This window comes from Dinoroseobacter shibae DFL 12 = DSM 16493 (assembly GCF_000018145.1).
Taxonomy (GTDB): Bacteria; Pseudomonadota; Alphaproteobacteria; order Rhodobacterales; family Rhodobacteraceae; genus Dinoroseobacter; species Dinoroseobacter shibae.
The window spans coordinates 36,605-60,878 of record NC_009952.1; the positions used below are offsets into that span (position 1 = coordinate 36,605).

At 66.4% G+C, this 24,274-nt stretch carries 26 protein-coding genes and 2 pseudogenes; 8 read left to right on the plus strand and 20 right to left on the minus strand.

Annotated elements, in window-relative coordinates; translation table 11 throughout:
* Positions 1 to 111 precede the first annotated feature (111 nt).
* The 4 genes from DSHI_RS00160 to DSHI_RS00175 form a co-directional block, all read right to left on the minus strand.
* On the minus strand, positions 112 to 303 hold the full coding sequence (locus DSHI_RS00160; RefSeq protein WP_012176715.1) for a Trm112 family protein: 192 nt from the start codon (positions 301 to 303) through the stop codon (positions 112 to 114).
* The gene (locus DSHI_RS00165; RefSeq protein WP_012176716.1) at positions 300 to 947 is read right to left on the minus strand and encodes an LON peptidase substrate-binding domain-containing protein; all 648 of its coding nucleotides are present in this window, start codon (positions 945 to 947) and stop codon (positions 300 to 302) included. The genes DSHI_RS00160 and DSHI_RS00165 overlap by 4 nt, the downstream gene beginning before the upstream one ends.
* Positions 948 to 973: 26 nt before the next feature.
* Positions 974 to 1,885: a thioredoxin family protein gene (locus tag DSHI_RS00170; protein WP_012176717.1), complete on the minus strand. Its 912-nt coding sequence runs from the start codon at positions 1,883 to 1,885 to the stop codon at positions 974 to 976.
* 73 nt (positions 1,886 to 1,958) lie between these two features.
* A complete protein-coding gene (locus DSHI_RS00175; protein ID WP_012176718.1) occupies positions 1,959 to 2,747 on the minus strand; it encodes an exodeoxyribonuclease III in 789 nt (262 codons plus the stop codon).
* 340 nt (positions 2,748 to 3,087) lie between these two features.
* On the opposite strand from DSHI_RS00175, the gene DSHI_RS00180 reads away from it, so the two are divergent.
* On the plus strand, positions 3,088 to 3,612 hold the full coding sequence (locus tag DSHI_RS00180; protein WP_012176719.1) for a VPLPA-CTERM sorting domain-containing protein: 525 nt from the start codon (positions 3,088 to 3,090) through the stop codon (positions 3,610 to 3,612).
* 215 nt (positions 3,613 to 3,827) lie between these two features.
* Here DSHI_RS00180 and DSHI_RS00185 read toward each other — a convergent pair whose 3' ends face one another.
* Positions 3,828 to 4,514 (minus strand): response regulator transcription factor, encoded by a 687-nt coding sequence (locus tag DSHI_RS00185; RefSeq protein ID WP_012176720.1) that lies wholly within the window; start codon positions 4,512 to 4,514, stop codon positions 3,828 to 3,830.
* Positions 4,515 to 4,672: 158 nt separating this feature from the next.
* Between DSHI_RS00185 and ribA the strand changes: the two genes are divergently transcribed.
* Genes ribA through DSHI_RS00200 form a run of 3 tightly spaced genes read left to right on the plus strand, consistent with a single transcriptional unit; the run spans position 4,673 to position 6,559 of the window.
* Positions 4,673 to 5,743, plus strand: coding sequence for a GTP cyclohydrolase II (gene ribA, locus DSHI_RS00190; protein WP_012176721.1), 1,071 nt, complete (start codon positions 4,673 to 4,675; stop codon positions 5,741 to 5,743).
* Between the two features lie 27 nt (positions 5,744 to 5,770).
* Entirely contained in the window at positions 5,771 to 6,058 is a 288-nt protein-coding gene (locus DSHI_RS00195) for a DUF1330 domain-containing protein (RefSeq protein ID WP_012176722.1), read from the plus strand.
* 6 nt (positions 6,059 to 6,064) lie between these two features.
* Positions 6,065 to 6,559 carry a L,D-transpeptidase family protein gene (locus tag DSHI_RS00200; RefSeq protein ID WP_012176723.1) on the plus strand — a complete coding sequence of 165 codons (495 nt, stop codon included), beginning with the start codon at positions 6,065 to 6,067 and terminating at the stop codon, positions 6,557 to 6,559.
* Here DSHI_RS00200 and DSHI_RS00205 read toward each other — a convergent pair.
* Both DSHI_RS00205 and DSHI_RS00210 read right to left on the minus strand, forming a co-directional pair.
* Positions 6,556 to 7,212, minus strand: coding sequence for a YggS family pyridoxal phosphate-dependent enzyme (locus tag DSHI_RS00205; RefSeq protein WP_012176724.1), 657 nt, complete (start codon positions 7,210 to 7,212; stop codon positions 6,556 to 6,558). The genes DSHI_RS00200 and DSHI_RS00205 overlap by 4 nt on opposite strands.
* 86 nt (positions 7,213 to 7,298) lie before the next feature.
* Entirely contained in the window at positions 7,299 to 8,258 is a 960-nt protein-coding gene (locus DSHI_RS00210; protein WP_012176725.1) for a porin, read from the minus strand.
* 300 nt (positions 8,259 to 8,558) lie between these two features.
* On the opposite strand from DSHI_RS00210, the gene DSHI_RS00215 reads away from it, so the two are divergent.
* Positions 8,559 to 9,029 (plus strand): DUF3576 domain-containing protein, encoded by a 471-nt coding sequence (locus DSHI_RS00215; RefSeq protein ID WP_012176726.1) that lies wholly within the window; start codon positions 8,559 to 8,561, stop codon positions 9,027 to 9,029.
* A gap of 6 nt (positions 9,030 to 9,035) precedes the next feature.
* On the opposite strand, the gene DSHI_RS00220 is transcribed toward DSHI_RS00215, so the two are convergent.
* On the minus strand, positions 9,036 to 9,410 hold the full coding sequence (locus DSHI_RS00220) for a SpoIIAA family protein (RefSeq protein ID WP_012176727.1): 375 nt from the start codon (positions 9,408 to 9,410) through the stop codon (positions 9,036 to 9,038).
* Positions 9,411 to 9,466: 56 nt separating this feature from the next.
* Positions 9,467 to 9,652 (minus strand): annotated as a pseudogene (locus tag DSHI_RS22665) (HNH endonuclease); the annotation flags it as partial.
* A gap of 106 nt (positions 9,653 to 9,758) precedes the next feature.
* Here DSHI_RS22665 and DSHI_RS00225 point away from each other — a divergent pair.
* Positions 9,759 to 10,100, plus strand: a complete 342-nt coding sequence (locus DSHI_RS00225; RefSeq protein WP_157865164.1) for a hypothetical protein — start codon at positions 9,759 to 9,761, stop codon at positions 10,098 to 10,100.
* Between the two features lie 778 nt (positions 10,101 to 10,878).
* On the opposite strand, the gene DSHI_RS00230 is transcribed toward DSHI_RS00225, so the two are convergent.
* Positions 10,879 to 11,841: an IS1595-like element ISDsh3 family transposase gene (locus DSHI_RS00230; protein WP_012176730.1), complete on the minus strand. Its 963-nt coding sequence runs from the start codon at positions 11,839 to 11,841 to the stop codon at positions 10,879 to 10,881.
* 101 nt (positions 11,842 to 11,942) lie between these two features.
* Here DSHI_RS00230 and DSHI_RS00235 point away from each other — a divergent pair, with 101 nt between their 5' ends.
* A complete protein-coding gene (locus DSHI_RS00235; protein WP_012176731.1) occupies positions 11,943 to 12,149 on the plus strand; it encodes a DUF6471 domain-containing protein in 207 nt (68 codons plus the stop codon).
* Here DSHI_RS00235 and DSHI_RS00240 read toward each other — a convergent pair.
* The 3 genes and pseudogenes from DSHI_RS00240 to DSHI_RS22670 all read right to left on the minus strand — a co-directional run.
* The gene (locus tag DSHI_RS00240) at positions 12,146 to 12,628 is read right to left on the minus strand and encodes an ImmA/IrrE family metallo-endopeptidase (protein WP_012176732.1); all 483 of its coding nucleotides are present in this window, start codon (positions 12,626 to 12,628) and stop codon (positions 12,146 to 12,148) included. The two genes, DSHI_RS00235 and DSHI_RS00240, sit on opposite strands and share 4 nt — an antisense overlap.
* The gene (locus tag DSHI_RS00245; protein WP_044027557.1) at positions 12,625 to 13,014 is read right to left on the minus strand and encodes a hypothetical protein; all 390 of its coding nucleotides are present in this window, start codon (positions 13,012 to 13,014) and stop codon (positions 12,625 to 12,627) included. Before DSHI_RS00245 ends, DSHI_RS00240 begins: the two co-directional genes overlap by 4 nt.
* A 109-nt stretch (positions 13,015 to 13,123) precedes the next feature.
* Positions 13,124 to 13,264 (minus strand): annotated as a pseudogene (locus tag DSHI_RS22670) (HNH endonuclease); the annotation flags it as partial.
* Between the two features lie 74 nt (positions 13,265 to 13,338).
* On the opposite strand from DSHI_RS22670, the gene DSHI_RS00250 reads away from it, so the two are divergent.
* Positions 13,339 to 14,559: a TIGR03862 family flavoprotein gene (locus tag DSHI_RS00250; RefSeq protein WP_012176735.1), complete on the plus strand. Its 1,221-nt coding sequence runs from the start codon at positions 13,339 to 13,341 to the stop codon at positions 14,557 to 14,559.
* On the opposite strand, the gene DSHI_RS00255 is transcribed toward DSHI_RS00250, so the two are convergent.
* From DSHI_RS00255 to DSHI_RS00285, 7 genes are all read right to left on the minus strand, one after another.
* Entirely contained in the window at positions 14,538 to 15,128 is a 591-nt protein-coding gene (locus DSHI_RS00255; protein ID WP_012176736.1) for a glutathione S-transferase family protein, read from the minus strand. The genes DSHI_RS00250 and DSHI_RS00255 overlap by 22 nt on opposite strands.
* Before the next feature lie 14 nt (positions 15,129 to 15,142).
* On the minus strand, positions 15,143 to 16,168 hold the full coding sequence (gene holA / locus DSHI_RS00260; protein WP_012176737.1) for a DNA polymerase III subunit delta: 1,026 nt from the start codon (positions 16,166 to 16,168) through the stop codon (positions 15,143 to 15,145).
* Positions 16,165 to 16,659, minus strand: coding sequence for an LPS assembly lipoprotein LptE (gene lptE / locus DSHI_RS00265; RefSeq protein ID WP_012176738.1), 495 nt, complete (start codon positions 16,657 to 16,659; stop codon positions 16,165 to 16,167). The genes holA and lptE overlap by 4 nt, the downstream gene beginning before the upstream one ends.
* Complete coding sequence (gene leuS, locus DSHI_RS00270) at positions 16,646 to 19,255, minus strand: leucine--tRNA ligase (RefSeq protein ID WP_012176739.1); 2,610 nt, start codon at positions 19,253 to 19,255, stop codon at positions 16,646 to 16,648. Before leuS ends, lptE begins: the two co-directional genes overlap by 14 nt.
* Before the next feature lie 81 nt (positions 19,256 to 19,336).
* A complete protein-coding gene (locus DSHI_RS00275; RefSeq protein WP_044027558.1) occupies positions 19,337 to 19,942 on the minus strand; it encodes a LolA family protein in 606 nt (201 codons plus the stop codon).
* Between the two features lie 139 nt (positions 19,943 to 20,081).
* Positions 20,082 to 23,069: a DNA translocase FtsK gene (locus DSHI_RS00280; RefSeq protein ID WP_012176741.1), complete on the minus strand. Its 2,988-nt coding sequence runs from the start codon at positions 23,067 to 23,069 to the stop codon at positions 20,082 to 20,084.
* A gap of 13 nt (positions 23,070 to 23,082) precedes the next feature.
* Positions 23,083 to 24,264: an aminotransferase class I/II-fold pyridoxal phosphate-dependent enzyme gene (locus DSHI_RS00285; protein ID WP_012176742.1), complete on the minus strand. Its 1,182-nt coding sequence runs from the start codon at positions 24,262 to 24,264 to the stop codon at positions 23,083 to 23,085.
* Positions 24,265 to 24,274: the final 10 nt, after the last annotated feature.

A 24,274-nucleotide genomic window follows, 5' to 3' on the forward strand; every position in this document is an offset into this window, starting at 1 on the left:
TGGGGTCGCGGCGCAGCCTAAGGGGCGGACATGGGGCGTTCAAGGCAGCATGGGATGCAGGCCGGTGGGCCGGGGTCGCCGCGGCGCGGTCCGGCAGGGCGGCGCGGGGGCTCAGTCGAGCTTGCGCGCCTCGTCCTCGATCATCACCGGGATGCCGTTGCGGATCGGGAAGGCCAGGTGGGCGGCGCGGGAGATCAGCTCCTGCGCCTCGGCGTCGTAGGTCAGGGGCGCGCGGGTCACCGGGCAGACAAGCGATTCCAGCATGTGGCGGTCGAACTCCGCCTCGATCTCGTCGGCGCTCATTGCAGCAATTCCTCGCTGGAGCCGCCGCGCAGGGCGAACTCGATCAGGGTGACGAGGGTTTCGCGCCGGGTGGAGAGCGAGGGCGCCTCCAGCAGGGCCTGCTTGTCCTCCGGATCGAAGGGGCAGAGCATCGAGAGCGAGTTGATCAGCAACTCGTCCTCGGCCTCCGACAGGCTGTCCCAGTCGGTACGCATGTCCTGGTCTTCGAAGAACCGGCGCAAGAGGTCGAGGAAGGCGCCGCGCTGGAAGCCCGGGTCTTCTTCGGTCTTGCCCAGGTCACGGCCGAAATCGTCCCAGGTCACGTCTGCCTTGAGATACGGGGTGAAACCGCTGACCTCGCGGGTGATGCGGAAGCGCGACATGCCGTTCAGGGTGATCATGTAGCGCCCGTCCTCGGTCTCGGAGAAGGCCGAGACCCGGCCCGCGCAGCCGATGCTGTGCAGGCGGCGGTCCTTGGAGCCGGGCACTTCGCGCGGCTGCACCATGCCGATCAGCCGGTGGGGCGTCTTCAGCGCATCTTCGAGCATGGCGAGGTAGCGCGGCTCGAAGATGTGAAGGGGCAACCGGGCCCGCGGCAGGAGCAGGGCTCCGGGCAGCGGAAAGACGGGGATGGTGTCGGGCAGGTCTGCAGCCGAAAGTTTCATGAGGTTCAGGTAGCCCCGGGGCGCGCTCAGGCAAATATCATCGACGACAGGCGGCGGCGGCCCTGGAGCGCGATGGGGTCTTCGGGCTTCAATGCATCGAAGATGGTGAAGAGCTGGGTCTTGGCGGCGCCGTCCCGCCAGTCGCGGTCGCGGCGGAACAGGTCGAGCAACTCGTCCACCGCCGCCTGGGTGTCGCCGTTGGCATAGAGCGCCTGGGCCAGGTCGAAGCGGGCCTGGTGGTCGTCGGGATCGGCGGTGACCTTGGCGCGCAGCTCGGCCACGGGGCCGGCCTGGGCGGCCTGGCGCGCCAGTTCGAGCTGCGCGCGGGCGGCGTCGAGTTCGGGCGATTTGGCGACCGCATCGGGGGCGGCGGCGATCAGGGCCTCGGCCTTGTCCAGCTCGTCCATTGCCAGGTGGGCGCGCACGAGCCCGCCATAGGCCGCGGCATTCTCGGGCTCTTCGCCGAGGATCGCGGCGAAGGTTTGCGCGGCATCCACGGCGGCGCCTTCGGTCAGCATTGCCTCGGCGGCCTCTACCGCTTCGCCCAGCCCGTCATCGCCGCCGAGCGCGGCCACGCGGGAGACGAAATCCTTGATCTCGGCGGGGGTGATCGCGCCCTGGAAGCCGTCGACCGGCTGGCCCTTGTGGAAGGCGTAGACCGTGGGGATCGACTGGATCCGCATCTGGCCCGCGATCATCTGGGCCTCGTCCACGTTGACCTTGACCATGCGGACCTTGCCCTTGGCGGCGGTCACTTCGGCCTCCAGCGCGGGGCCGAGGGTCTTGCACGGGCCGCACCAGGGGGCCCAGAAATCCACGATGACGGGGATTTCCTGGCTGGCATCCACGACATCGGCCATGAATGTCGCCTCGGTGGTGTCCTTGACCAGATCGCCCGCGGCGGGGGCGCCGCCGCCTGTCTGTCCGAATTCCAGCATGGCTTCCCTCATTGTCCGTTCGGTTTCGTATATGGCGTGTCTGCCGCCGGACTCCAAGGGCCGAATGGCGGGTTCAGAGGTCGAAGCTGGCGAAGACCGGGGCGTGGTCGCTGGGCTGGTCCCAGCCGCGCACCTCGCGCAGGATCCGCGAGCCGTGGGCCGCGGCGGCGATGTCGGCGCTGGCCCAGACGTGATCGAGGCGGCGGCCCTTGTCGGCCGCCGACCAGTCGCGGGCGCGGTAGGACCACCAGGAATAGAGCTGGCCCTCGGGGATGTCGGCGCGGGTGACGTCGACCCAGTTGCCGGCTTCGCGGGTGGTCTCGAAGGTGTCGACCTCGATGGGGGTGTGGCTGACGACCTTGAGGAGTTGCTTGTGCGACCAGACGTCGTCCTCGCGCGGGGCGATGTTCAGATCGCCCACGAGCACGGATTTCTCCGGCGCGGTATCGGTGAACCAGGCGCGCATCTCGGCCAGGAAGTCGAGCTTGTGGCCGAATTTCTCGTTGACGTCGCGGTCGGGCACGTCGCCGCCCGCGGGCACGTAGTAGTTGTGGATGGTCAGACCGTTTTCCAGCCGCGCAGCGACGTGGCGGGCGTCACCCTTGCCGACGAAATCCCGGTGCCCGGCGTCTTCGAGGGGCAGGCGGGACAGGATCGCCACGCCGTTATAGCCCTTCTGGCCGCGGGCGACCATGTGGCCGTAGCCGCGGGCGGCGAAGGTCTCCAGCGGGATCTTGTCGACGGGGCTCTTGCATTCCTGCAGGCACAGGACATCCGGCGCCTCGTCGCGCAGCAGGCGCGCGACCAGATCGGCCCGCAGGCGGACGGAGTTGATGTTCCAGGTGGCGATGGTGATGGACATGGGCGTGCTCCCTCGCGGACCGGCGCGACCCTAGGGGAGATCGGGCGCGACCGCCAGAGGCCCGGGGCCGGAAAGGGGGGCATGCGGGCTGCGTGATTCGGATCTGGTTGTTAACCATTGCAAATCAATGCCCTTCGGCCGTCGAGACTTGGCTGGAAATGGTTAACACTGGCCCGGACGCGCGGTTTTCATCGAAAAAGTCGGTTTGTACGCACACATTACTGTAATAATGAGCGATCGGCCCTCGCAATCGGGGTTAAGAAAAGCTTAATGTGCAAGGCAGCGTTGCGCGGGTCGCGCTAACGGTTGATAACTGACCTGTGTGAATTGTAGGTGTACTATGCGTAAACTTCTTCTGACTTCTCTCGTCGCATTATGTCCAGCGGTTGCTTCGGCGACGACGCTTGCGGGCGATACAGTCAACCTGGCTCTTCCCGGTTTCGGCGCCGTAGATGTCGTGGTGGGCAGCGGAATCGAATTTGATCTCGACGGCACAACCTTCGACCTGAATCCAAACGGCACCAACAACCTGCTGGTTGTGGACGGGGACGTTTTCGGGACCGTGGGGAACGTCAGCAGTCTTGTCATCAGCGACATGAATTTCAACGACGGGTCCGAGTTGACGGGATTCTTGGTCACGCAGACCAATCTTGTGAACCTGCAGGTGAGCTTCACGGCAGACAGCCTGACCTTCACTTTCGACCCGAACACCGACAGCCCGAACGGCATCCTGCTCGAAGGTGCGTATCTGACGCAGCTTCCCGGGGCGGGCCCTACCCCCGTTCCGCTGCCGGCGACGGCTCCGCTCCTGCTGCTTGCGGCAGGCGGTCTGGCGGTGATGCGGCGGCGCAAGGCGCGCGGCTGAGGCCAGAGGCCAACGCGACGATCCAGGCCGGGGTTTTACCCCGGCTTCTTCGTGTTCGGGGACGCCTTGTCGAAAAAAATGCCGGGCACGAGGCCCGGCAAGTCCAACAGGGAGGTTGCTGTGTCATGCCCCGTCACAGCATGGGGTTGCTTCACCCTACACCCTAGCCGCAGCATTGCGGGTGCTGAAATACGACTTTCGGCTGCGTGCGGCAATCAGGCCACAAGCCGGTAGCCGCCGGATTCCGTGACCAGCAGCCGGGCGTTGGAGGGATCGGGCTCGATCTTCTGGCGCAGGCGGTAGATATGGGTCTCCAGCGTGTGGGTCGTCACGCCCGCATTGTAGCCCCAGACCTCGTGCAGCAGCACGTCGCGGGCGACCACGCCTTCGGTGGCGCGGTAGAGGAACTTGAGGATGTTGGTTTCCTTCTCGGTCAGGCGGATCTTGCGCTCGTCCTCGGTCTCCAGCAGCTTCATGGCAGGTTTGAAGGTGTACGGCCCCAGGGTGAAGACCGCGTCCTCGGATTGCTCGTGCTGGCGCAGCTGGGCGCGGATCCGGGCGAGCAGCACCGGCAGCTTGAACGGCTTGGAGATATAATCGTTTGCCCCGGCATCCAGCCCGAGGATGGTGTCGGCGTCGCTGTCATGGCCCGTCAGCATCAGCACCGGGCATTTCACCCCCTGCTTGCGCATCAGGCGGCACAACTCGCGCCCGTCGGTGTCGGGCAGGCCCACATCGAGGATCACCAGGTCATAGAGCCCGGCCTTGGTCTTTTCCATCGCCTCGGCGCCGGAACCGGCTTCGAACACGTCGAAATCCTCGGTCATCACGAGTTGTTCCGACAACGCCTCGCGCAGGTCCTCGTCATCGTCGACAAGCAGGATCTTTCTCAAAGTGGCCATGTGGTCCTCCGGTTCGCTGCATCAGAAATGCGCCCGGTGCCGCGTTCCAGCAAGGGTTGGAGAAAAATGCTCACGGCCTCGTGTCGCAAGCGCGGGATTTGTTTCAATTTCCGCTGCCAACGGGTACAGGGAGGGGCCAAGTGTTACAGGAACCGGCCATGTCCCTGACCCCCGATCCGCGCGAATTGCGCGCCCGTGCCTGGGCGGACCTGCGCATGGGCGTGCCCGTGGTGCTGCATTCCGAGGGCCGTGCGGTGCTGGCGCTGGCGGGCGAGACGCTCAAGCCTGCGCGATTGTCGGTGGTGGCGGGCATGGCGGAAGCGGTGCTCGCGATCACGGCGCGGCGGGCCGAGACCCTGCGCGCGGTGCCCTATGACGGGGATATCGCGCGGATCGCCCTGCCGGGCAATGCGGATGCGCACTGGGTGCGGGCGGTGGCCGATCCTGCGGATGATCTGCGGATGCCGATGAAGGGGCCGTTCCGGGTGCTGCGCGACGGAGACGCAGTGTTGCACCGGCTGGCGCTGACCCTGTGCAAGGAAGCGCGGCTCTTGCCTGCGGCGGTGGTCGCGCCCGTGGTGCCCGGGTTCGGCCCGGCGGAGGGTCTGACGGTTCTGGATGCCGCCGACCTGCGCGTGCCGATGGTGATGGACGAGGTCGTCTCGGCCCGCGTGCCGCTGTCGGTGTCGGAGGCGGGGCGGCTGCATGTGTTCCGGCCCGAGGATGGCAGCGAGGAGCATTACGCGGTCGAGATCGGCACGCCGCCGCGCGACCAGCCGGTGCTGGCGCGGTTGCATTCGGCGTGTTTCACCGGTGACCTGCTGGGGTCGCTGAAATGCGATTGCGGGCCGCAATTGCGTGGGGCGCTGGCGCAGATGGGGGCCGAAGGGGCGGGCGTATTGCTGTACCTGAACCAGGAGGGGCGGGGGATCGGGCTGGCCAACAAGATGCGCGCCTATGCCTTGCAGGACCAGGGGTTCGACACGGTGGAGGCGAACCACCGGCTGGGCTTCGAGGATGACGAGCGGGATTTCCGGATCGGGGCGGAGCTTCTGCGGCGGCTGGGGTTTTCGGCCACGCGGCTCATGACGAACAACCCGGCCAAGGTGGCGATGATGGAGAATTGCGGGATCGCGGTGACCGAGCGCGTGCCGCTCAAGGTCGGGGAGACGCCGCAGAACGCCGGGTACCTCGCGACCAAGGCGGCGAAGTCGGGGCATTTGTTGTAGGCCGGCCCGGAAAAGGAGGGGGGGATCATGCCCAAGGGATACATCGTCGCGAGCATTCGCAGCAACGACATGGAGACGATCGGCCGCTTCGCCGCCGCCGCCGGTCCGGTGATCGCGGAGTACGGAGGGCGGGTGCTGGCGCGTGACCCGCAGCCGGAGGTGCGCGAGGGAGCCGATACGGGGATTGCCGTTCTGGTGGAGTTCGACGACGTGGCGACAGCGCGCCGGTTCTACGAGTCCGCAGGGTACACGGCGGCGAAGGCGATCCGCGAGGCGGTGGCCGAGACCGATCTGCGCATCGTGACTGGGCTCTGAGGCCGAATGGGCCCGCGTGACCTTGTATTGACCCCGATGGGCCTGCGCTTCGGCGGGCGTGTGCTGCCCTGCACGATCGGGCGGGGCGGGGTGACGGACCGCAAGCGCGAGGGGGACGGGGCGACGCCGCGCGGGGTGCATCGGTTGGTGGGGATGTTGTACCGCCCCGACCGGATGGCGCGGCCCGCGGATTGGGCGCTGCCGATCCGGCCGCGGGACGGGTGGTCGGACGACGTGAGGGACCCGGACTACAACCTGATGGTCACCCGGCCCCACGGGTTCGGGCACGAGCGGTTGTGGCGGGCGGACCCGCTCTATGATCTGGTGATCCTGACGGACTGGAACTGGCCCTCTGCGCGCAAGGGGGCGGGCTCGGCGATCTTCATCCACCAGTGGCGCGGGCCGGGGCGGGCGACGGAGGGCTGCGTGGCCCTGTCGCGCGCGGACCTGCGCTGGCTGGCGCCGCGCATCCGGTACGAGACGCGGCTGATCGTGGTCTAGGCGGGTTTCACCCGGTCGCCGAAGATGGCGGAGCCGACGCGGATATGGGTGGCGCCCTGGGCGATGGCACTCTCGAAATCGCCGCTCATGCCCATGGACAGCCCCGTCAGCCCGTTGCGGGCGGCGAGCTTGGCCAAGAGGGCGAAATGCAGGCTGGGTTCTTCGTCGATGGGCGGGATGCACATCAGGCCCTTCAGGGGCAAGTCCAGGGCGCGGCATTCGGTGACGAGCGCGTCCACCTCGGACAGGGCGCAGCCTGCCTTCTGGGTCTCGTCGCCGGTATTGACCTGCACGAAGATGTCTGGGCTTTGCCCGCGCTCCTGCGCGTGGTCGGCGAGGCGGCGGGCGAGCTTGGCGCGGTCCACGGTGTGGATGGCGTCGAAAAGCTCCACCGCCGGGCGGGTCTTGTTGGATTGCAGCGGGCCGATCAGGTGCAGGTCGATGCCGGAATATTTCTCCCGGAAGGCGGGCCATTTGCCCTGCGCCTCCTGCACGCGGTTCTCGCCGTAGACCCGGTGGCCCTCGGCCAGCACGGCCTCGACGCGGTCGAGGGGCTGAACCTTGGAGACGGCGATCAAGGTGATCTCGGCGGGATCGCGGCCGGCCTTGCGGGCGGCGGCGCCGATCCGTGCGGTGATCTCGGACACTCCCATGGAATTCTCCCTTTGCTGTATGGGGTCATCCCAAAAGAAAAGAGCGGGCACAAGGCCCGCTCTCCGCTTCAATCAACCGAGGTCGATTAGAAGGACATCGCGATCCCGAAGGATGCGGTGGTGAAGTTGTCGTCGTCCTCCGGATCCCAGAGGGAGGCCACACCGGCTTGCAGCTCTGCGCCGCCACCGAGGTCATACTCGACACCGATACCGTAGGTGGTGCCGTCGACGTCGCCGATTTCCACCTGGTTCACGCCGAAGGTGATGCCGTAGGCGCCGAGGTCGTAGGCACCGGACAGACCGTAGGCTTCTGCGTCCACGTCGAAGTCGTTGCTGTGATCAGCGTAGACGAAGTCGAGGTCAAAGCCTGCGAAGGTGCCGCCAACGGTCACACCGATGGTGTCACCACCGCCGAGGTCGCCATCGATTTCAACTTCGTCGACTTCCATGTAGGACAGGCCAGCGCGGAAGGCGCCGAAGTCGTACTCGGCGACGATGCCGAAGTCCTGCTCATGCGCGTGGGCCGTTGCCGTCAGCGACAGACCGCCGAAGGAACCCTGGTACATGATGTTGGACTTGCCGCCTTCGTCTGCGTTGAACAGAGCCCCGGCGTCCAGGAACAGGATCGCGTCGATCAGGTTGTCAACGCCAACGCCGTCGTAGCCGGGGTCACGGGTGTTGCCGAAGCCCGCCTGGTCAGGGGCGGTGTCGAGCGCACCAACGGTCAGAGTGCCGAAGCCGGAAGTGATGAAGATTTCCGGGTCGACGTTGTTGTCTGACAACTGGTTGCCTTCAGCGTCGGAGTCGGACTCGAGCTCGGCGCTCATGCCGAAGCCCAGGCCGCCATCGGTTTCGCCGGAAGCGGAGAAGTCGAACTGGAGTTCGTAATCCAGGAACAGCTCTTCGTCTTCGGTCGGGTCAACCGGATCAGCGCGGTCTTCGATGTAGATGATGCCGAACTGGGCGGAGCCGCCGAGTGTCACGTCGGCATAAGCGAAGCCGGACGTAGCAACCAGGGCGGTAGAAGCGATGAGAAGCTTTTTCATCGGATTTCCCTCGTGTGTTAAACAGTGCACCCCAGCGCAGTGCATCCGGCTGGGTATGCTTCTCTTTCCGCCTTTCCCAACTTGATTGCAAGAAATGGCATTTGAGGGTTTCCGTTCTGCGGATGGAATGGTGCAACAATGACACAGTGAAAAAACCGGGCTGGAATCGGGGCTCGGCGGAAACTCCCGGTGGGCGTGGTGCCGGGCGATCGGCCCCGTGTCGGAACGGGTTGTGAGGCTCGGGCCGCTCGGGTACACAGCCTGCGGAATGGTCGATCCGGGATGGGCGAGGAGAGCGACATGGCGCAACGTTTCAACAGGTCCGCGTGGCTTGGTCTGCCGGTCGTGTTTCTGACGGCCTGCGGTCTGGGGCCGAGTGCGCCGCGGGACCAGTTGCCGACCAATATCGACGATGCGCCCGGGACCGACAGCACGATCTGGGACCTGTTCGATGCGCGCGACGATCCCAACACCACGGTCGAGGTGAACAAGTATATCTGGGCCGCGGCCCTCGATGTGCTGGATTTCCTGCCGATCGAGACGGTGGATCCGTTCACCGGGGTGATCGTGACCGGGTTCGGCACGGCACCTGGGTCGAGCCGGGCCTACCGCGCGACGGTCTATGTCCAGGACCCGGCGCTGGATGCGCGGTCGCTGCGGCTGGCGCTGGCCACGCGGTCGGGGCCTGCGGATCCGGACACGGTGCTGGCGGTCGAGGATGCGATCCTGACCCGTGCGCGGCAGCTGCGTCTGCAGGACAGTCGTCTCTGAGCGGGATCAGTCGTCGAGGCTGGTCCAGTTCCGCGCCCAGGCGCGGGCCTCTTCGAGTTGGTCGCGTTTGAATTCCCTGATCTGAAGATGGGTCAGCCTGTCCGCGAGCCGGGTGAAGGGGCTGAACCATGTCAGGTCGCTGACCACGGCGACCCGGCGGAATTCGGACCAGTGGGCGAGGTCGAATTTCAGCCCGTCCCAGAGCGTGCGGGCATCGAACCCCTCGAAACTGTCGATGACTTCGACGAGGCTGAGCGGGCCGCGGGCCAGTTCGGCTTCGAGTTTCGGCACGACCTCTTCGAACTCGGCGTGGGTGATCTTGCCCGAGACGGTCAGCTCGACCACGCGGGCCTGGCTGTCGGCGGTGTAGGTCACGGCCATGATGGGTCTCCCTCCTTGATCCTTCGGGGGCAGGATACCGGCCGGAGCGCAGGTTGTCACCGCCGCGACTTCCACGCGCGGCGGCCGCCTGCGGTCTTGGCGTGGAAGTCGGGCGGGCGTTTGGCGACCCAGGCGATGAAGGTGGCGAGCCGGGGATGGGCGCGCAGCGCCGCGATGCTGGCATAGCTGCGGGCAAGCTCCGCCTCCGAGAGGGTGGCGTGGATCTCGTTATGGCAGATCTGCGGGCTTATGTATCAAACGCACCAAGCATAACACGCTGGATTCATGTATTGAATCCCTATGACGCGCAGGTACTTCCGCCCCATCCAAGAAGATACGATTGTCTCCGTGCTGCACTTCCTGCGGCAAGAGGCGGTGCGCGATGGGTGCAATACGCTTCCGCACATAGACGCCCTACTTGAGATGCGGGGCGTTAACCCCAGCGCGCTTACCGTTCCGCGCAAGACGCCCAAGGCATTCAAGAAGGGAGAACTGCGCCGCTTGGTTTTGCAGGCACTGCGCGAAGGGCCGAAGACAGGGCGTCAGATCGCAGATTATGTTGAGGCGGCAAGATCCGACCTACCGAAGGGCGCTGCATACAAGCGCGTGTATGTTTGTTTAGCGCAGCTTCGGGGGCATGGGATGGTCAAGCGTAAGAACGGGGAGTGGTTTGCTGGCGAGTGTGAGTAAGGTCGTGGATAACTGACGGATTTCTTGTTGGCCTTTTTTGGCAGGCTGCAAAAAAGTGGATTCTTTCAATGACTTAGGTAAGTATCTGTAAAATATAGGATATTTCTTAATTTAAGCTTGACTGTGGTGCTCAAAATTAGCTACCGTTAAGCGTGCAACTTGGCCGCTGACCAAGGCATAGGCTATGCGTGACACGGTGACATTCTGCCGGCCGTAGCACCACTCGCGGGTGGGAGCGCATTGTGGGGTTCCAGGCAGGCCCCACCGCATAGCCGCCACTTACCAACGGTTGCGCAATACATTGGTCTTTCTTAGCAACGCTCTCTTTTGGCGATCTGAAGTGCGGTGAAGCGTCTTCACATAAGTGCGCGTACGATCTTCAGTGACTTTAATAACCGTTTTGTAGTCAACTTCGTAAACGTTGCAGCTCACAACTGCATGTGTTGCCCTGTTGTCGCTTAACCAAAGACCCTCACAGAGTATCTTTGGTAATAGCTTCAGTTGAGTGTTCGTGATGTGATCGCCGTGAGCTTGGATAATGTGCCGGGCCGACTGGTCAGATAGAAAAATTGTGTCTCTTGAGCAGCCCAAGTATTTTCTTACCTCGAAGGGCAGTGTGCCCACTTCTAACTCGGGCCTCCTGCTGGCGAAGAGTTCCACAAGGTCTTCGTCATAAACTTCAATTATGGTTTGGGCTTTCATGGCGGTGAAGCTACCAACAAGATCTTAGCTGGTCGATGATTTGTCGTCGCAAGTACGTTGTTACACCAAGACTTTGTTACGCCGCGCGCTGCCAGTAGCCTTTCCACCGACGGCTGACCGGCGCATCCATCGCGTTCGTAATCAGCGCAGATGCCAGCGCACCGTTGTCCTTGCGGCGGTTGTCTTCAAGCCACGCCGCGTGGTTCGCGTACTGGTAGAGGTACTGCGGACTGACGTGGTGGTGTTGGCCTTGCACCATGCGGCGCAGGCGCGAGAAGAAGCTTTCTACCAGATTGGTGTGCTTGCCGTGGTCGCTGTAGACCTGCGAATGGTTCACGCGCTGCACGTCCCAGCCGTTGTGCAGCATGTCCCAGTGGCTTGCCTCGTCAGCAGAAACTGTCGCCATGCGGCAAACGTTCTCATTCGCCAGCGCAACGCCTTCGCTTTCCAGCTTGGTCACGAACGGCAGGGTGCGGCCTTCCCGCTCGCGCAGGGCGACGACAACGCGGCGCTTGCCGGTCTGGTTCTCTTTCAGGCGACGGTCCTTGCGATCCTCTTTCCGGTTCTCCGGACGAATGTGCCCGCCGAAGTACGCCCCATCAATCTCAACGTGACCTTCGAGAACTTCGCCTGTCTGAACTTCTTGCGCCATGGCTTCGCGCAGCTTGTGGGCCAGGACGAAGGCGGTCTTGTACTGGCAGTCCAGATCGCGGGAAAGCTGGATCATGGACACGCCCTTGGAGGCGTTTACGAGAATGCAGATCGCCGCGAGCAGGTCGACAAAGTCCATCTTCCGACTGGCAAAGATGGTGCCAGACGTGACGCTGAACTGGTGGTGGCAGTTCTTGCACTTGAACTTGCGGCGCGTGCTGATCGAGTAGGTTTCACCGTGAGAGCAGCGGGGGCACACAGCCTCGCCATTGGTCTCAGGCCAGCGCATTTCGCAGAACACGTTGTAAGCCGCATCCTCGCCCGCCTTGTAGATCGAGCGAAGGCTGAGGGTGCGGGATGCCGCCGAAAGGAGGAAGTGCTGTGCCATTTGTACTGTATCCGATGCCTATGCATCAAATATAGTACATTGCCGTACCGCATACAAGGGCGTATGTATCGGATACGATACTTTTGCACCGGGAGTGGTACATGGCAGATCAAACAGAGTGGGAGGCTAAAGCCGCAAACCTCCTGAAAGCCGAGTTGAAGCGGAAAGGCGTAACCTATGCCCAGCTCGCCGACATGATCGGGGACAAAGAAGCGAACATTAGGAACAAGCTTTCACGAGGAAAGTTCAGCGCAGCCTACATGATGCAATGCCTGGATGCGGTAGGTGTATCTGAAGTTCGACTTTAGTTGGGAGCGCCGACGCGGATCGACATTGCGCTTTCGGAAACTTGGAAAATCTCTGCCAATCGCGCAACTGACGTCACACCGTTTGCAATATGCTGGTTCAAGAGGTTGCGCGGCATGAGAATGTCCGCAGCAAGTTTGTTAGCTTGCGCTTCCATCGAGTTACTCAGGCGGCTTCTGTACAGGCCGTCGTCCACCAGACCGTCACCTATGAACTGCCTGTGGAGAATGAAGTGTGCAATTTCGTGGGCGGTTGTGAAGCGCCGACGATTGACGTGATGGCCTTTATTTACATAGATTGCATAACCAGATGGCCCACCTTGATCGGCGGACTTCACGATCTTGCCTGACAGATCATCCGGCCAATTAGGAACGTGCCAAACCTTCAGACCAAGATCATCGGCAAGCGCAACAGTTTGCACCGGGGCGGACGCCTGGTGCTTTTGAATTACTTCTAGCTGCTCTGGGTACGTTAGAGTCATTCGTCTTTCGCTGGTGTTGCGCCTTCTGTGGTCTGGTCGCCTAAGCGGTAATCTCCGCCATACTCAGGCGCGCTTGTGTCACTTCGGCCCCTCACAGCATCAAGCAGCTTCAACTGCTCCGAGACTGTATCTTTCGCTTCTCTCTCCGCCGCCTTAACCGCTGCGCGCACAGCTGCGCTCTTGATCTCAGTATACCCGAAAAGGCCAAGCGCTGCGAACACAAAACCTACCAGAACTAATATCATCTCAAGGATGGTCACATTCAAGGCCAACGCTTCAATCGTGTACCCGTTGGGGCTAACGGGCATGATCGCTGTGACTTCAGAGGCGCTGTACCAGTAAACAAAAAAGGCCAAATTTGCCGCTCCGACAGCAGCGATGAACAAGATCAGAAGTCTTTTGACAAACCTCAATGCACTACCCTCAGCCTCTAGAAGGCAAGCATAATAGAGATTTTCGCGGGCTTAAAGCTTGGTGCGCTTGATACATAAGCCCGCAGATCTGGTGGAGCAGAACCGTGGGGCCGCCCTTGCCGCCGCGCAGCTTCGGGACGAGGTGGTGCAGGCTTTGGGGCGCGCCCGGCGGGATCGGGCGGTCGCAGAGCGGGCAGAGGGGCGGCGCGTCGGGCTGGTCCATGGGGCAAGGGTGGGGCGCGGGCGGGCAGTGGCAAGTGGGTTGATTTCCGCGCGCGGAGCCCGGATGACGGGGGCATGACAGGTATCGCCCCCTTGCCCGAGATCGAGACGGATGCGCTGGTCGTGGGGGCCGGTCCCGCGGGGCTGATGGCCGCCGAGCAGCTGGCGCAGGCGGGGTTTTCCGTGCGTATCGCCGAGCAGATGCCCAGTGCCGGGCGCAAGTTCCTGATGGCGGGCAAGAGCGGGCTGAACCTGACCAAGGATGAAGAGATGCCCGCGTTCCTGGGGGCTTATGGCGGGGCGGCGGCGTGGCTGGCGCCGATGCTGGAGGCGTTCGGGCCCGACGCGGTGCAGGACTGGGCCCGGGGGCTGGGCCAGCCGGTCTTCACCGGGTCCACGGGGCGGGTGTTTCCCGAGGCGATGAAGGCGTCGCCGCTGCTCCGCGCGTGGCTGGCGCGGCTGGCGGGCCTGGGCGTGCGGCTCGACACGCGCTGGCGCTGTCTCGGGTGGCAGGACGGGGCGCTGCGGTTCGAGACGCCCGCGGGGCCGGTGCGGGTGCGGGCGCGGGCGGTGGTGCTGGGTCTGGGCGGGGCGAGCTGGCGGCGGCTTGGCTCGGACGGGGCCTGGGCCGGGTGGATCGGGGCCGCGTGCGCGCCGTTCGCCCCGGCGAATGTGGGGCTGCGGGTGGATTGGAGCCCGCATATGGCGCGCCATTTCGGGGCGCCGGTGAAGGGGGCCGCGTTGTCGTCGGGCGGGGTGGTGTCGCGCGGCGAGGTCGTGGTCTCGGCCCGGGGGCTGGAGGGCGGCGGGCTCTATCCGCTGTGCCCGGCCCTGCGGGAGGGCGCGGGGCTGCGGGTGGATCTGTGCCCGGACCTGGAGGTCGGGGCGCTGGCCGCGCGGCTGGCCCGGGTGCCGGCCAAGGCCAGCGGGGCCAGCCGGTTGCGCAAGGGCGCGGGCCTGTCGCCGGTCAAGCAGGCGCTGGTGCAGGAATGCGCGCGCCCCCTGTCGCGCGATCCGGCGGATTTGGCGCGGGTTCTCAAGGATTTGGGGGTGCCGCACCAGGGGGTGCGCCCGCTGGACGAGGCGATTTCGGTGGCCGGGGGTGTCGCGCGCGCGGCGCTGGACGACCGGTTGATGCTGCGCGACCGGCCCGGCGTGTTCGCCTGCGGCGAGATGCTGGACTGGGAGGCGCCGACGGGGGGCTACCTGCTCACGGGCTGTTTCGCGACGGGGCGTTGGGCCGGGCTGGGGGCGGTGGACTGGCTGCGGGGTGCTCAGGCGGCGGCGCGGGCGTAGGCGGGGCGGGCGCGCATCCGGGCGAGATAGGCGTCGAGCGGGTCGGGCAGGGCGGGGAATTTCGCCAGTTTCGCCCAGCCGAGGCAGTGACCCAGCACGATGTCGGGCAGGCTGAGCGTGTCGCCCATCAGGAACGGAGCCGCGCCGAGGTCATCGGCAAGCCGGGCGGCGTTGCGGGTGAACTCGGTCTTCAGGCTGTCCTTGATGGCGGGGACACGCTCCGCCTCCGGCAGCACGAAGGAGTGGCGCGCGGCGGTCCATAGCAGGGCGTCGATCTCGTCGAGAATGCGGAAATGCAGGGCGTCCTGCCGGGCGCGGTCGAGGGTGCCCGCGGGGTGCGTGAGCCCGCCATGGCGGTCGACGAGATAGGTGAGGATCGCGCTGCTGTCGGAGATCGGGGTCCCGTCGGCCACCAGCACGGGGATCTTGCCGCCGGGATGGACGGCGCGGACCGCTGCCGATTGGGGCGGCTCGGGGTGGTGGTTGAAGGGCAGCTCCAACTCGTGCAGCATCCACAACACGCGGAAGGCGCGGCTGCGCGGGGTGCCGTAGAGGGTGTAGTCGGGCATGGGGGCCTCCGGTCTCAGCGTTGGGCGTTCAGCATGGCGAGGCGGATGAGCGCGCGTTCCATCAGCGCCATTTGCGGGGCCTTTTGCGAGGACCGCAGGGCGAGGTCGGTTTCGGTCAGGATCGAGAGCGCGGTTTCCAGTTTCGGCGCGCCCCAGGACTGGGCCTGGCGGATCATGCGGTTGCGGGCCGGGCCGAAGACCGGCGGGCGGGCGCGGGAGATGCCCGCGGCGGGGCCGCCGGGGTCGATGGCGGCGGTGTAGAGGCGGCGGAAGTGCATGACCGCGCCGATGCAGAGCCGGACCGCGCCCTCGCCCTGGCCCGAAAGCCGCGCAACGAGGGGGGGGATGCGCGCGACCTCGGCCTCGGCCACGGCATGCAGGAGCGCGTCGATTTCGGCCTCGGTGGTGGCGGGGGCGACGGCGGCGAGATCCTCGGGGGTGATCGGGCTGGCATCGCCGTGTTTGTAGAGGGCGAGCTTCTCGACGATCTGCGCGAAGTCGCCGGGATCGACCGCGCGCGACAGGTCCGTCAGGTCCGACATGGCGTCGCGCCCGACCTCGGCGATGCCGGCGCTGCGCAGGAGGGCTTCGATTTCGGCCCGGTCGGGGGGGTCGTCATAGATGCCCGCGGCATAGGCGTTGCGATGCCCCTCGAACGCCTTGCGCAGGGCGGATTTCGCGCCGAGGCTGCCGGCGGTGACCACGAGCACCGCGTCGCCCTCGCGCCAGTCGCCCAGGGCGGCGGTGATGGCGGGGGCCGCCTGATCGGTCGCGGCATCCACATGGACGGCGCGGGGGCCGGGATACATGCTGATCGCCTTCATGGCGTCCATCAGGGCGGCGGGATCCCGGCGCAGGTCGGGGCCGTGCAGCCGGGTCAGGCGCATTTCCTCGTCGCCCTTCTCGCCCACCAGCGCCTTGAGCAGGGCCTGGCGGCGCAGGGAGACCCGCATGGCATCCGCGCCGTAGAGCAGGATGCCCGCCCGTCCCGGTTCGGGCCGGGCGACAAATCCGGGCAGGTCGCGGGGGGCGAGTTTCATTGCGGCAGGCTGTCGGCATTGGCCAGAAGCCGGGTGACGACCAGGTCGGCGAGGATGATCATCAGGCGGCTGCGGGCGTCGCGTTCGGCCGAGAGCGTGCTGACCGTGGTGCCGGTCGCCGAATAGGAGGTCAGGCTGTTGACCTCGCCCGAAAGAAGGTCGGTCTCGGACCCGATGGGGCGCAGGCTGTAACGCGCGGTGCCGATCAGGTTGAATCGGGTGATGTCGCGGGCCCCGACGAGGGTGAGGGAATCCTCGGTCACGCGGGGGGTGATGGTCAGCTCGTAAAGCGGGGTGTCCGGGCGGCCGAGGCGGGCTTCGATCTCGCGCACGATGTCGAATTCGTCCGGGGTTTCGGGGTCGGGCATGCGGACCGCGCCACGGAGCCGGGTCGCCTCCGCGCCCGGGGCATAGACCGGCGTGAAGCCGCAGGCGGCGAGGGGTGCCGCCGCCAGCAGGATCAGGAGGGTGCGGCGGTCAAATGACGACATTCACGATCCGGCCCGGCACGACGATGAGTTTCCGGGGCGCGCCCCCGGCGAGCGCCTTGAGCACGGCCGCGTCCGCCAGCGCCAGTTTCTCGACCTCTTCCCGGGGCATGTCCTTGGGCACGGCCAGCTCGGAGCGGCGCTTGCCGTTGATCTGGATCGGCAGGGTGACGGTGTCTTCGACGAGCAGCGCCGGGTCGGCTTCGGGCCAGGGCGCCTCGGCCACCAGGCCGATGCCGCCGAGCATCGACCAGACCTCTTCGGCGAGGTGGGGCGTCATGGGCGACATCAGCTGCGCCATGGTTTTCAGGGCAGCGCGCTTTTCGGCGCGGGGGGCCTTGGATTTCTGGATCGTGTTGGTGAATTCGTAGAGCTTGGCCACGGATTTGTTGAAGGCGAAGCCTTCGATCCCGGCGGTGACCTCGGCGATGGCGCGGGCGGAGGCGCGCGCCAGGGCGCGCGCCTCCTCGGCGCTTCCTGCGGTCGCGGCCTCCTCGGCGTTCCGGCGCAGATCCTCAGCCAGACGCCAGACCCTTCCGAGGTGCTTGAAGGCGGCCTCGGCGCCCGAGGCGGTCCATTCCACGTCACGCTCCGGCGGGCTGTCGGACATCACGAACCAGCGCGCGGTATCGGCCCCGTAGGCGTCGATGATCGCGAGCGGGTCGACCACGTTGTTCTTGGATTTCGACATCTTGGCCGACGGCACGATATCCACCGGCGCACCGGTCTTTTTCAGGACGGCGCCCTCCTCGGTCGTTTCGACCTCCTCGGGGTAGTGATAGACCGGGCGGCCATCGGTGCCGGTGGTCTTGTAGATCGCGTGGGTCACCATGCCTTGCGTGAAGAGCGCGTCGAAGGGTTCGCGCGCGCTTTCGGGCAGGTGGCCGCAGAGATGCATCGCCCGGGCGAAGAAGCGTGAATAGAGCAGGTGCAGGATCGCGTGTTCGACCCCGCCGATATACTGGTCCACGTTCATCCAATAGCCGACCTCGGCCGGGTCGGTGGGGGTCTCGGCCCGGGGGGCGGTGAAGCGGGCGAAGTACCAGGAGCTGTCGACGAAGGTGTCCATGGTGTCGGTTTCGCGCCGGGCGGGGGCGCCGCAGGCCGGGCAGGCGCAGTCGCGCCAGGACGGGTGCCGGTCCAGCGGGTTGCCGGGGATCGAGAAGTCGATGGGCCGCCCGTCTTCGTCATAGGGCAGGGCGATGGGCAAGTTTTCCTTGCGCTCGGGCACCACGCCGCATTTGTCGCAATGGACGACCGGGATCGGGCAGCCCCAGTAGCGCTGACGGCTCAGGCCCCAGTCGCGCAGGCGGAACTGCTCGACACCCCGACCCCAGCCCGCGGCCTCGGCGAAGTCGATGGTGGCCTCGATCGCCTCCTGCCCGGTGGCGATGTCTAGCCCGGCGAAATGCTCGACCCAGCGGACGGGTTCGGTTTTCGGCGGCACGAAGGCGGTGTCGCCCACGGGCGTCGGGTCGTCGAGAGCGAAGAAGGTGTCGATCACCGGCAGGTCGTATTTGCGGCAGAAATCCAGGTCGCGCTGGTCATGGGCCGGGCAAGCGAAGATCGCGCCGGTGCCGTAATCCATCAGGATGAAATTGGCGATCCAGACTGGGAGCTCCCAGTTCGGGTCCAGCGGATGGCGCACCGTGATCCCGGTGTCGAAGCCGAGTTTCGGCGCGGTCTCAAGTGCTGCCTCGGTGGTGCCGCCGCGCGCGACCTCGGCCAGGAAATCGGCGACCTCGGGGCGCTGGGCTGCGAGCGCCTTGGCGATGGGATGGCCCGGCGAGATGCCCACGAAGCTGGCGCCCATCAGGGTGTCGGGCCGGGTGGTGTAGACCGGGATCGGGTCGCCGCCATCGGTGCGCGCGAAGGCAAACTCCAGCCCGCGGCTCTTACCGATCCAGTTGGCCTGCATCAGGCGGACCTTTTCGGGCCAGTTCTCCAGCCCGTCCAGCGCGCTCAGCAGGTCGTCGGCGAAGTCGGAGATCTTGAAGAACCATTGGGTCAGCTCGCGACGCTCGACCTCGGCGCCGGAGCGCCAGCCCTTGCCGTCGATCACCTGCTCGTTGGCGAGCACGGTCATGTCCACGGGATCCCAGTTGACCACGGCGTTCTTGCGATAGACCAGGCCCTTTTCCAGGAAGTCGAGAAACATGGATTGTTGCTGGCCGTAATAGGCCTCGTCGCAGGTGGCGAATTCGCGCGACCAGTCGATGCTGAGGCCCAGCGGTTTCATCTGCGCCCGCATCTCGGCGATGTTGGCGTAGGTCCAGTCCTTGGGGTGGCCGCCCGTGGCCATGGCGGCGTTTTCGGCGGGCATGCCGAAGGCGTCCCAGCCCATGGGATGCAGGACCGAGAAGCCGCAGGAGGCCTTGTAGCGCGCGATCACGTCGCCCATCGTGTAGTTGCGCACATGGCCCATGTGGATGCGGCCCGAGGGATACGGGAACATCTCGAGCACGTAGTATTTCTGCTTCGCTGGGTCCGGGGTCGCGGTGAAGGTGCCGGCCAGATCCCAGGCGGCGCGCCATTTCGGCTCGATCTGGGCGGGGTCGAAGCGGGCGGGGGCGGAACCGGCGGGCGTGTCGGCGGGCATGGGCGTGGGACTTTCCTGTGGCGTGGTCGCGGGAAGGTCTAGCCCCCTGTGCGGGCGAGGTCTAGGGGCGCGCGCCGCCGGTCAGTTGCGGCGGCGGTTGGTTTCGCCGGGAATGTTGAACAGGTTGGAGGACAGCTGTGCCGGGCGGGTCAGCGGGCCAAGCTCGATCACTGTCTGCTCGCCGGTCTCGCCGACGATGACCCAGCGGGCCAGCCGCACGGGATCGGCGGCGAATTGCAGGGCGATGCGGCCGTATTCCGGATGCGCGGGGTCATGGGCGAGCACGGTGGTCAGATCGCCGTCCAGTTGGTGGCCGAAGATCGCGTCGGAGCCTTCGAGATCCACCTCGCGCGACAGGATCACGTTCAGCGGGGTGCGCCGCAGCGGGTAGCTTTCGGGGGTGGGATCGCCCTTGGCGTCGAAGATCGCGACCGTGCCGCCGCCGACCATGACCAGCACCTCCGCAGGTGGGTCGTATTCGAACCGTGCGCGGCCGGGGCGGCGCAGGTAGAGCGTGCCGGTGGAGGTCGAGCCATCGGCATTGCGCTGGGTGAAGCGAGCCTGGACAAGGTCGAGGCCGCGCAGATAGGCGGCGATCTCGGGCAGCGGGATCAGGCTCGCGGCCCGGGCGAGACCGGGGGTTGCGAGACCGGCGAGGGTGAGGGCGGTAAACTGGCGTCTGTTCATGCACCCAGAGGTAAGCGGGGCGGGGCTGCTATGCCATAGCGGGCGGCTCACCTCTGCGCGATTTCGCCCATGGGGCGGGGTGCGCAGGTGCCGGGGCATTGCCCGGCGGCGGCGCGTGTCACCGCCGCGCGCCCCGGTGTCAGCCTTGCTCGGGCACGAGGATTTCGCGTTTCCCGACGTGGTTGGCCGGGCTGACGAGGCCTTCTTCCTCCATCTGTTCCACAAGGCGCGCGGCCTTGTTGTAGCCGATGGCCAGCTTGCGCTGAATGTAGGAGGTGGAGCATTTGCGGTCCTTGATGACCACGGCCACCGCTTGGTCGTAGAGCGCGTCTTCGCCGTCGGTGTTGCCGCCGAGGCCGAGCACGAGGTCGATATCGCCCTCCTTGTCCTCGTCCACGCCTTCGACCACGCCGCTCATGTATTCGGGGGGGCCGAAGGATTTGAGGTGGGTGACGACTTCCTCGACTTCCTCGTCGGACACGAACGGCCCGTGGACGCGGGTGATGCGCGAGCCGCCCGCCATGTAGAGCATGTCGCCCATGCCCAGGAGCTGCTCGGCGCCCATCTCGCCCAGGATCGTGCGGCTGTCGATCTTCGAGGTGACCTGGAAGGAGATCCGGGTCGGGAAGTTGGCCTTGATCGTGCCGGTGATCACATCGACCGAGGGGCGCTGGGTTGCCATGATGAGGTGGATGCCCGAGGCGCGCGCCATTTGGGCCAGGCGCTGGATGCAGGCTTCGATCTCTTTGCCCGCGACCATCATCAGGTCGGCCATCTCGTCGACGATGACGACGATATAGGGCAGGGCGACGGGTTGGCTGTGCTCGGTCTCGAACACGGGCTCACCGGTTTCGTCGTCGAAGCCGGTCTGGACGGTGCGGGTGAACATCTCGCCCTTGGACAGCGCGTCCTTCACCCGGCCGTTGTAGCCTTCGATGTTGCGCACGCCCATCTTGGACATCTTGCGATAGCGTTCCTCCATCTCGGCCACGACCCATTTCAGGGCGACGACGGCCTTTTTGGGGTCGGTCACCACCGGGCTGAGCAGGTGCGGGATGCCGTCATAGACGCTGAGTTCCAGCATCTTGGGGTCGATCATGATCAGGCGGCATTCCTCGGGGCTGAGCTTGTAGAGCAGGCTCAGGATCATGGTGTTGATCGCCACGGATTTGCCCGAGCCGGTGGTCCCGGCGATCAGCAAATGGGGCATCTTGGCGAGGTTTGCGACCACGGGCTCGCCGCCGATGTCCTTGCCGAGGGCGAGCGGCAGGCGCAGGTTGCTGTCGCCGAAGTCGCGACCCGCCAGGATCTCGCGCAGCACGACCTTTTCGCGCTGGGCGTTGGGCAGTTCGATCCCGATCACCGAGCGGCCCGGCACGGTGGAGACCCGCGCGGACAGGGCCGACATCGAGCGCGCGATATCGTCCGCCAGACCGATCACGCGCGACGCCTTGAGGCCCGGTGCCGGTTCGAGTTCGTACATGGTGACGACGGGGCCGGGGCGGACGCTGACGATTTCGCCCTTCACGCCGTAATCGTCGAGCACGGATTCGAGCATGCGGGCGTTTTCTTCCAAGGCCTCGTCGCTGAGATGCAGGCGCTCGATACTGACCGGATTGGTCAGCAGAGACAGGGGCGGGGCCTCGTAATCGGGTGCCGGGGCCGGGTCGAATTGCAGGGCGGGCTGGGCCTCGTCCTGGGCCGCGCGGGAGGGCGGAGTTGCCTTGCGCGGCGGGTGCTGGACCACGGATTTCGGCTCCGGCGCGCGGGGGCGCTGGAAGGTCGGTGCGGTGCGGTCGAGGACCTGCGGTGTTGGTGCAGGGGGCGGGAGGTCGTCGTCAGATGCGTCGTCAAAAGGTGCGTCGAGGTCATCGAGCACGTCGGTGTCCATGTAGGATGCTGGGGGGTCTTGTGGCTCCGGGGACCACTCCTCCGGAGCGAGAGGGGCCTTGCCGAGGGTTGCCGCCATCGGCGGGATGGTGGCGCGGCGCAGGGGCGGCTCCGGCGGCAGGGCGGCCTCGGCGGCGGGCGCATCCTTGGGCAGGATCAGCGCGCGTCCGGTTACCCGGTTGCGGCGCCGGGTGATGGCGTCGGTAATCGCGGCAGAGATGCGATCGGGTTCCTGCGTCTCGCCTTCGGGGGTGTCGGCCGTGGCCTCCGCTGTCGGGGAAGGGCGGGCCAGGGCGCGGGCCTTGACCCGGGCCAGCAGGCTCGGCTTCGCGGGCAGCGCGACCTCGGGGGCAAACTCGGCTGCGAGGGCCGCGGGATCCTGCGGTTCGGTGGCATTGGCAGGGGTGTTTTCGGTCAGGACCGGCTCGGCGCGCAGCACGCGGGCAGGCGCATGTCCCGACACGACCGGGTCGCGGCGCACGGCGGCGATGGCGGCGGCCTTGTAGGCGTCCTGGGCCCCGGCCTGTTCGGCGGCGCGGGTCTTGCGGGCCTCCCACCCGGCGGTGCCGGCGGCCACGGCGCGGGAGCTGGCCTTGCCCAGCCCGGCGAGAGTGGCCTCGTAGACATTGACCAGACCGACCAGCAGGAACACCCCGATGCGGGCCAGTTCGCTGCGCACGAAGCCCGCGACATAGAGCAGGAGGGCGATCATCCCGACCGCCAGCGTCAGGGAGGCGAGCTTCAGCCCCGCAGCCGCCCCGAGGGGCGAGACGCCGAGCAGCGCGCCCAGCACCGTGTCGCCGAAGAGCCCGCCGAGGCCGAAGGAATGGGTCCAGTCCGACCCGGGCACGAGGGTGGCTGCATATACCGCGGCGCAGGCCACGGCGATGGGGGCGAAGATCATCCGGCCCACGAACCGCTCCGACCCGCGGTGGAGCAGGAACCGCCCGCCCCAGACCGCGAGGATCGCCACCAGCGCCCAGGCGCCGTGCCCGATGATGATGTTGAGCGGCGCCGCGACGGTCGCGCCCGGACGGCCCATCCAGTTCTCGGCCGGGGCCTGGCTGGTGCTCATCCAGCCGGGATCGTCGGGCACGTAGCTGGCCAGCGCGAGGCCCAGCATCGCCGCCAGCGCCAGCAGCCCGAGGCCGAGCAACTCCCGCCCGCGTTTTTCCAGCGCGGCCTGGGTGGAGGTGTCCAGCAGGGGGTCTCTCTGTCGGGCGGGGTGGTAAGCCATCGACGCGCTCTCCTCAGGAATACAAACTGTCGCGAATAAGGGTCAGACCGCGGGCCACATCCGGGGCGTCGGCCACGAGGGCCACCCGAATGAAGCCTGCGCCGGGGTTGCCGGTCTCGGTGTCACGGCTGAGATAGGCGCCGGGCAGGACCCGCACGCCGGTCTCGGTCCAGAGCTTCAGCGCCGCGGCCTCGCCGTCTTCAACCGGCAGCCACAGGAAGAAGCCGGCCGCCGGGCTGGTATAGCCGGGCACGGCGCCCAGAATGGTGTCGGCTGTGTCGAACTTGGCCGCGTAAAGGGCGCGGTTCTCGACCACATGGGCCTCGTCGCGCCAGACGGCGGTGGCCACGGGGTGCAAGGGGCCGGGCAGGGGGGCGCCGGCATAGGCGCGCAGCTTCTTCATCTCGGCCATGGCGCGCGGCCCGCCCGCGGCGAAACCGGAGCGCAGCCCCGGCAGGTTGGAGCGTTTGGACAGGGAATGGAAGATCACCACGCGCTCGGGGTCGGCGCCCATGGCGGTTGCGATTTCGAGCGCGCCGCAGGGCGGCGTTTCGCGGTAGATCTCGGCATAGCATTCGTCCGCGAAGACGTAGAAATCGTGCTTTTCCGCAAGCCCGATCAGGGCGCGCCAGTAGCCCGCATCCGCCACGGCGCCTTGCGGGTTCGAAGGCGAGCAGACATAGGCGATGGCGATCCGGTCCAGCGTCTCGGGCGGCAGGGTGGTGAGATTGGGCAGAAACCCAGTCTCGGCGGTGGCATTGACGAAGAGCGGCCGGGCCCCGGCGGCCTGCGCGCCCACGGCATAGACCTGGTAGAACGGGTTGGGCATCGCCACCAGGGGCTGCCCGCCCGCCTTGGTGTCGGGGCAGAGTGCGAGGCAGGCCGCGAACAGCCCCTCGCGGGTGCCGTTGAGCGCCAGCACCTGCCGCGCGGGGTCGAGCTTGACGCCGTAGCGTCCCTGCACCCAGTCGGCGATGGCGGCGCAGAGTTCGGGCGCGCCATCATTGGGCGGGTATTTGTTGAAGAGCGGCAGGGCCTCGGCCAGCGCGTCGGTAGCGATCTGCGGGAACGGGTGCTGCGGCTCGCCAATGGACATGGCAAGGGTCGAGCCACCGGGCGGGTGGCCGTCCAAAAGGGCCCGCAGACGCGGGAACGCATATTCCGGAAGCGCAGAAAACCGCTCGGGAAAATCCATGACTGCCTCA

Excerpts from the sequence above, each read along its gene's own strand:
- DSHI_RS00195 (WP_012176722.1), top strand. The coding sequence starts at position 5,771 with ATGCCCAAGGGATACATCGTCGCGAGCATTCGCAGCAACGACATGGAG.
- holA (WP_012176737.1), bottom strand. The coding sequence starts at position 16,168 with ATGAAACTCGCCCCCCGCGACCTGCCCGGATTTGTCGCCCGGCCCGAA.
- DSHI_RS00170 (WP_012176717.1), bottom strand. The coding sequence starts at position 1,885 with ATGCTGGAATTCGGACAGACAGGCGGCGGCGCCCCCGCCGCGGGCGAT.
- DSHI_RS00250 (WP_012176735.1), top strand. The coding sequence starts at position 13,339 with ATGACAGGTATCGCCCCCTTGCCCGAGATCGAGACGGATGCGCTGGTC.
- DSHI_RS00240 (WP_012176732.1), bottom strand. The coding sequence starts at position 12,628 with ATGACTCTAACGTACCCAGAGCAGCTAGAAGTAATTCAAAAGCACCAG.
- lptE (WP_012176738.1), bottom strand. The coding sequence starts at position 16,659 with ATGTCGTCATTTGACCGCCGCACCCTCCTGATCCTGCTGGCGGCGGCA.
- DSHI_RS00235 (WP_012176731.1), top strand. The coding sequence starts at position 11,943 with ATGGCAGATCAAACAGAGTGGGAGGCTAAAGCCGCAAACCTCCTGAAA.
- DSHI_RS00165 (WP_012176716.1), bottom strand. The coding sequence starts at position 947 with ATGAAACTTTCGGCTGCAGACCTGCCCGACACCATCCCCGTCTTTCCG.
- DSHI_RS00210 (WP_012176725.1), bottom strand. The coding sequence starts at position 8,258 with ATGAAAAAGCTTCTCATCGCTTCTACCGCCCTGGTTGCTACGTCCGGC.
- DSHI_RS00280 (WP_012176741.1), bottom strand. The coding sequence starts at position 23,069 with ATGGCTTACCACCCCGCCCGACAGAGAGACCCCCTGCTGGACACCTCC.
- DSHI_RS00230 (WP_012176730.1), bottom strand. The coding sequence starts at position 11,841 with ATGGCACAGCACTTCCTCCTTTCGGCGGCATCCCGCACCCTCAGCCTT.
- DSHI_RS00160 (WP_012176715.1), bottom strand. The coding sequence starts at position 303 with ATGAGCGCCGACGAGATCGAGGCGGAGTTCGACCGCCACATGCTGGAA.
- DSHI_RS00175 (WP_012176718.1), bottom strand. The coding sequence starts at position 2,747 with ATGTCCATCACCATCGCCACCTGGAACATCAACTCCGTCCGCCTGCGG.
- DSHI_RS00185 (WP_012176720.1), bottom strand. The coding sequence starts at position 4,514 with ATGGCCACTTTGAGAAAGATCCTGCTTGTCGACGATGACGAGGACCTG.
- DSHI_RS00275 (WP_044027558.1), bottom strand. The coding sequence starts at position 19,942 with ATGAACAGACGCCAGTTTACCGCCCTCACCCTCGCCGGTCTCGCAACC.
- leuS (WP_012176739.1), bottom strand. The coding sequence starts at position 19,255 with ATGCCCGCCGACACGCCCGCCGGTTCCGCCCCCGCCCGCTTCGACCCC.
- ribA (WP_012176721.1), top strand. The coding sequence starts at position 4,673 with ATGTCCCTGACCCCCGATCCGCGCGAATTGCGCGCCCGTGCCTGGGCG.
- DSHI_RS00220 (WP_012176727.1), bottom strand. The coding sequence starts at position 9,410 with ATGGCCGTGACCTACACCGCCGACAGCCAGGCCCGCGTGGTCGAGCTG.
- DSHI_RS00180 (WP_012176719.1), top strand. The coding sequence starts at position 3,088 with ATGCGTAAACTTCTTCTGACTTCTCTCGTCGCATTATGTCCAGCGGTT.
- DSHI_RS00285 (WP_012176742.1), bottom strand. The coding sequence starts at position 24,264 with ATGGATTTTCCCGAGCGGTTTTCTGCGCTTCCGGAATATGCGTTCCCG.
- DSHI_RS00205 (WP_012176724.1), bottom strand. The coding sequence starts at position 7,212 with ATGGGAGTGTCCGAGATCACCGCACGGATCGGCGCCGCCGCCCGCAAG.
- DSHI_RS00255 (WP_012176736.1), bottom strand. The coding sequence starts at position 15,128 with ATGCCCGACTACACCCTCTACGGCACCCCGCGCAGCCGCGCCTTCCGC.
- DSHI_RS00215 (WP_012176726.1), top strand. The coding sequence starts at position 8,559 with ATGGCGCAACGTTTCAACAGGTCCGCGTGGCTTGGTCTGCCGGTCGTG.
- DSHI_RS00200 (WP_012176723.1), top strand. The coding sequence starts at position 6,065 with ATGGGCCCGCGTGACCTTGTATTGACCCCGATGGGCCTGCGCTTCGGC.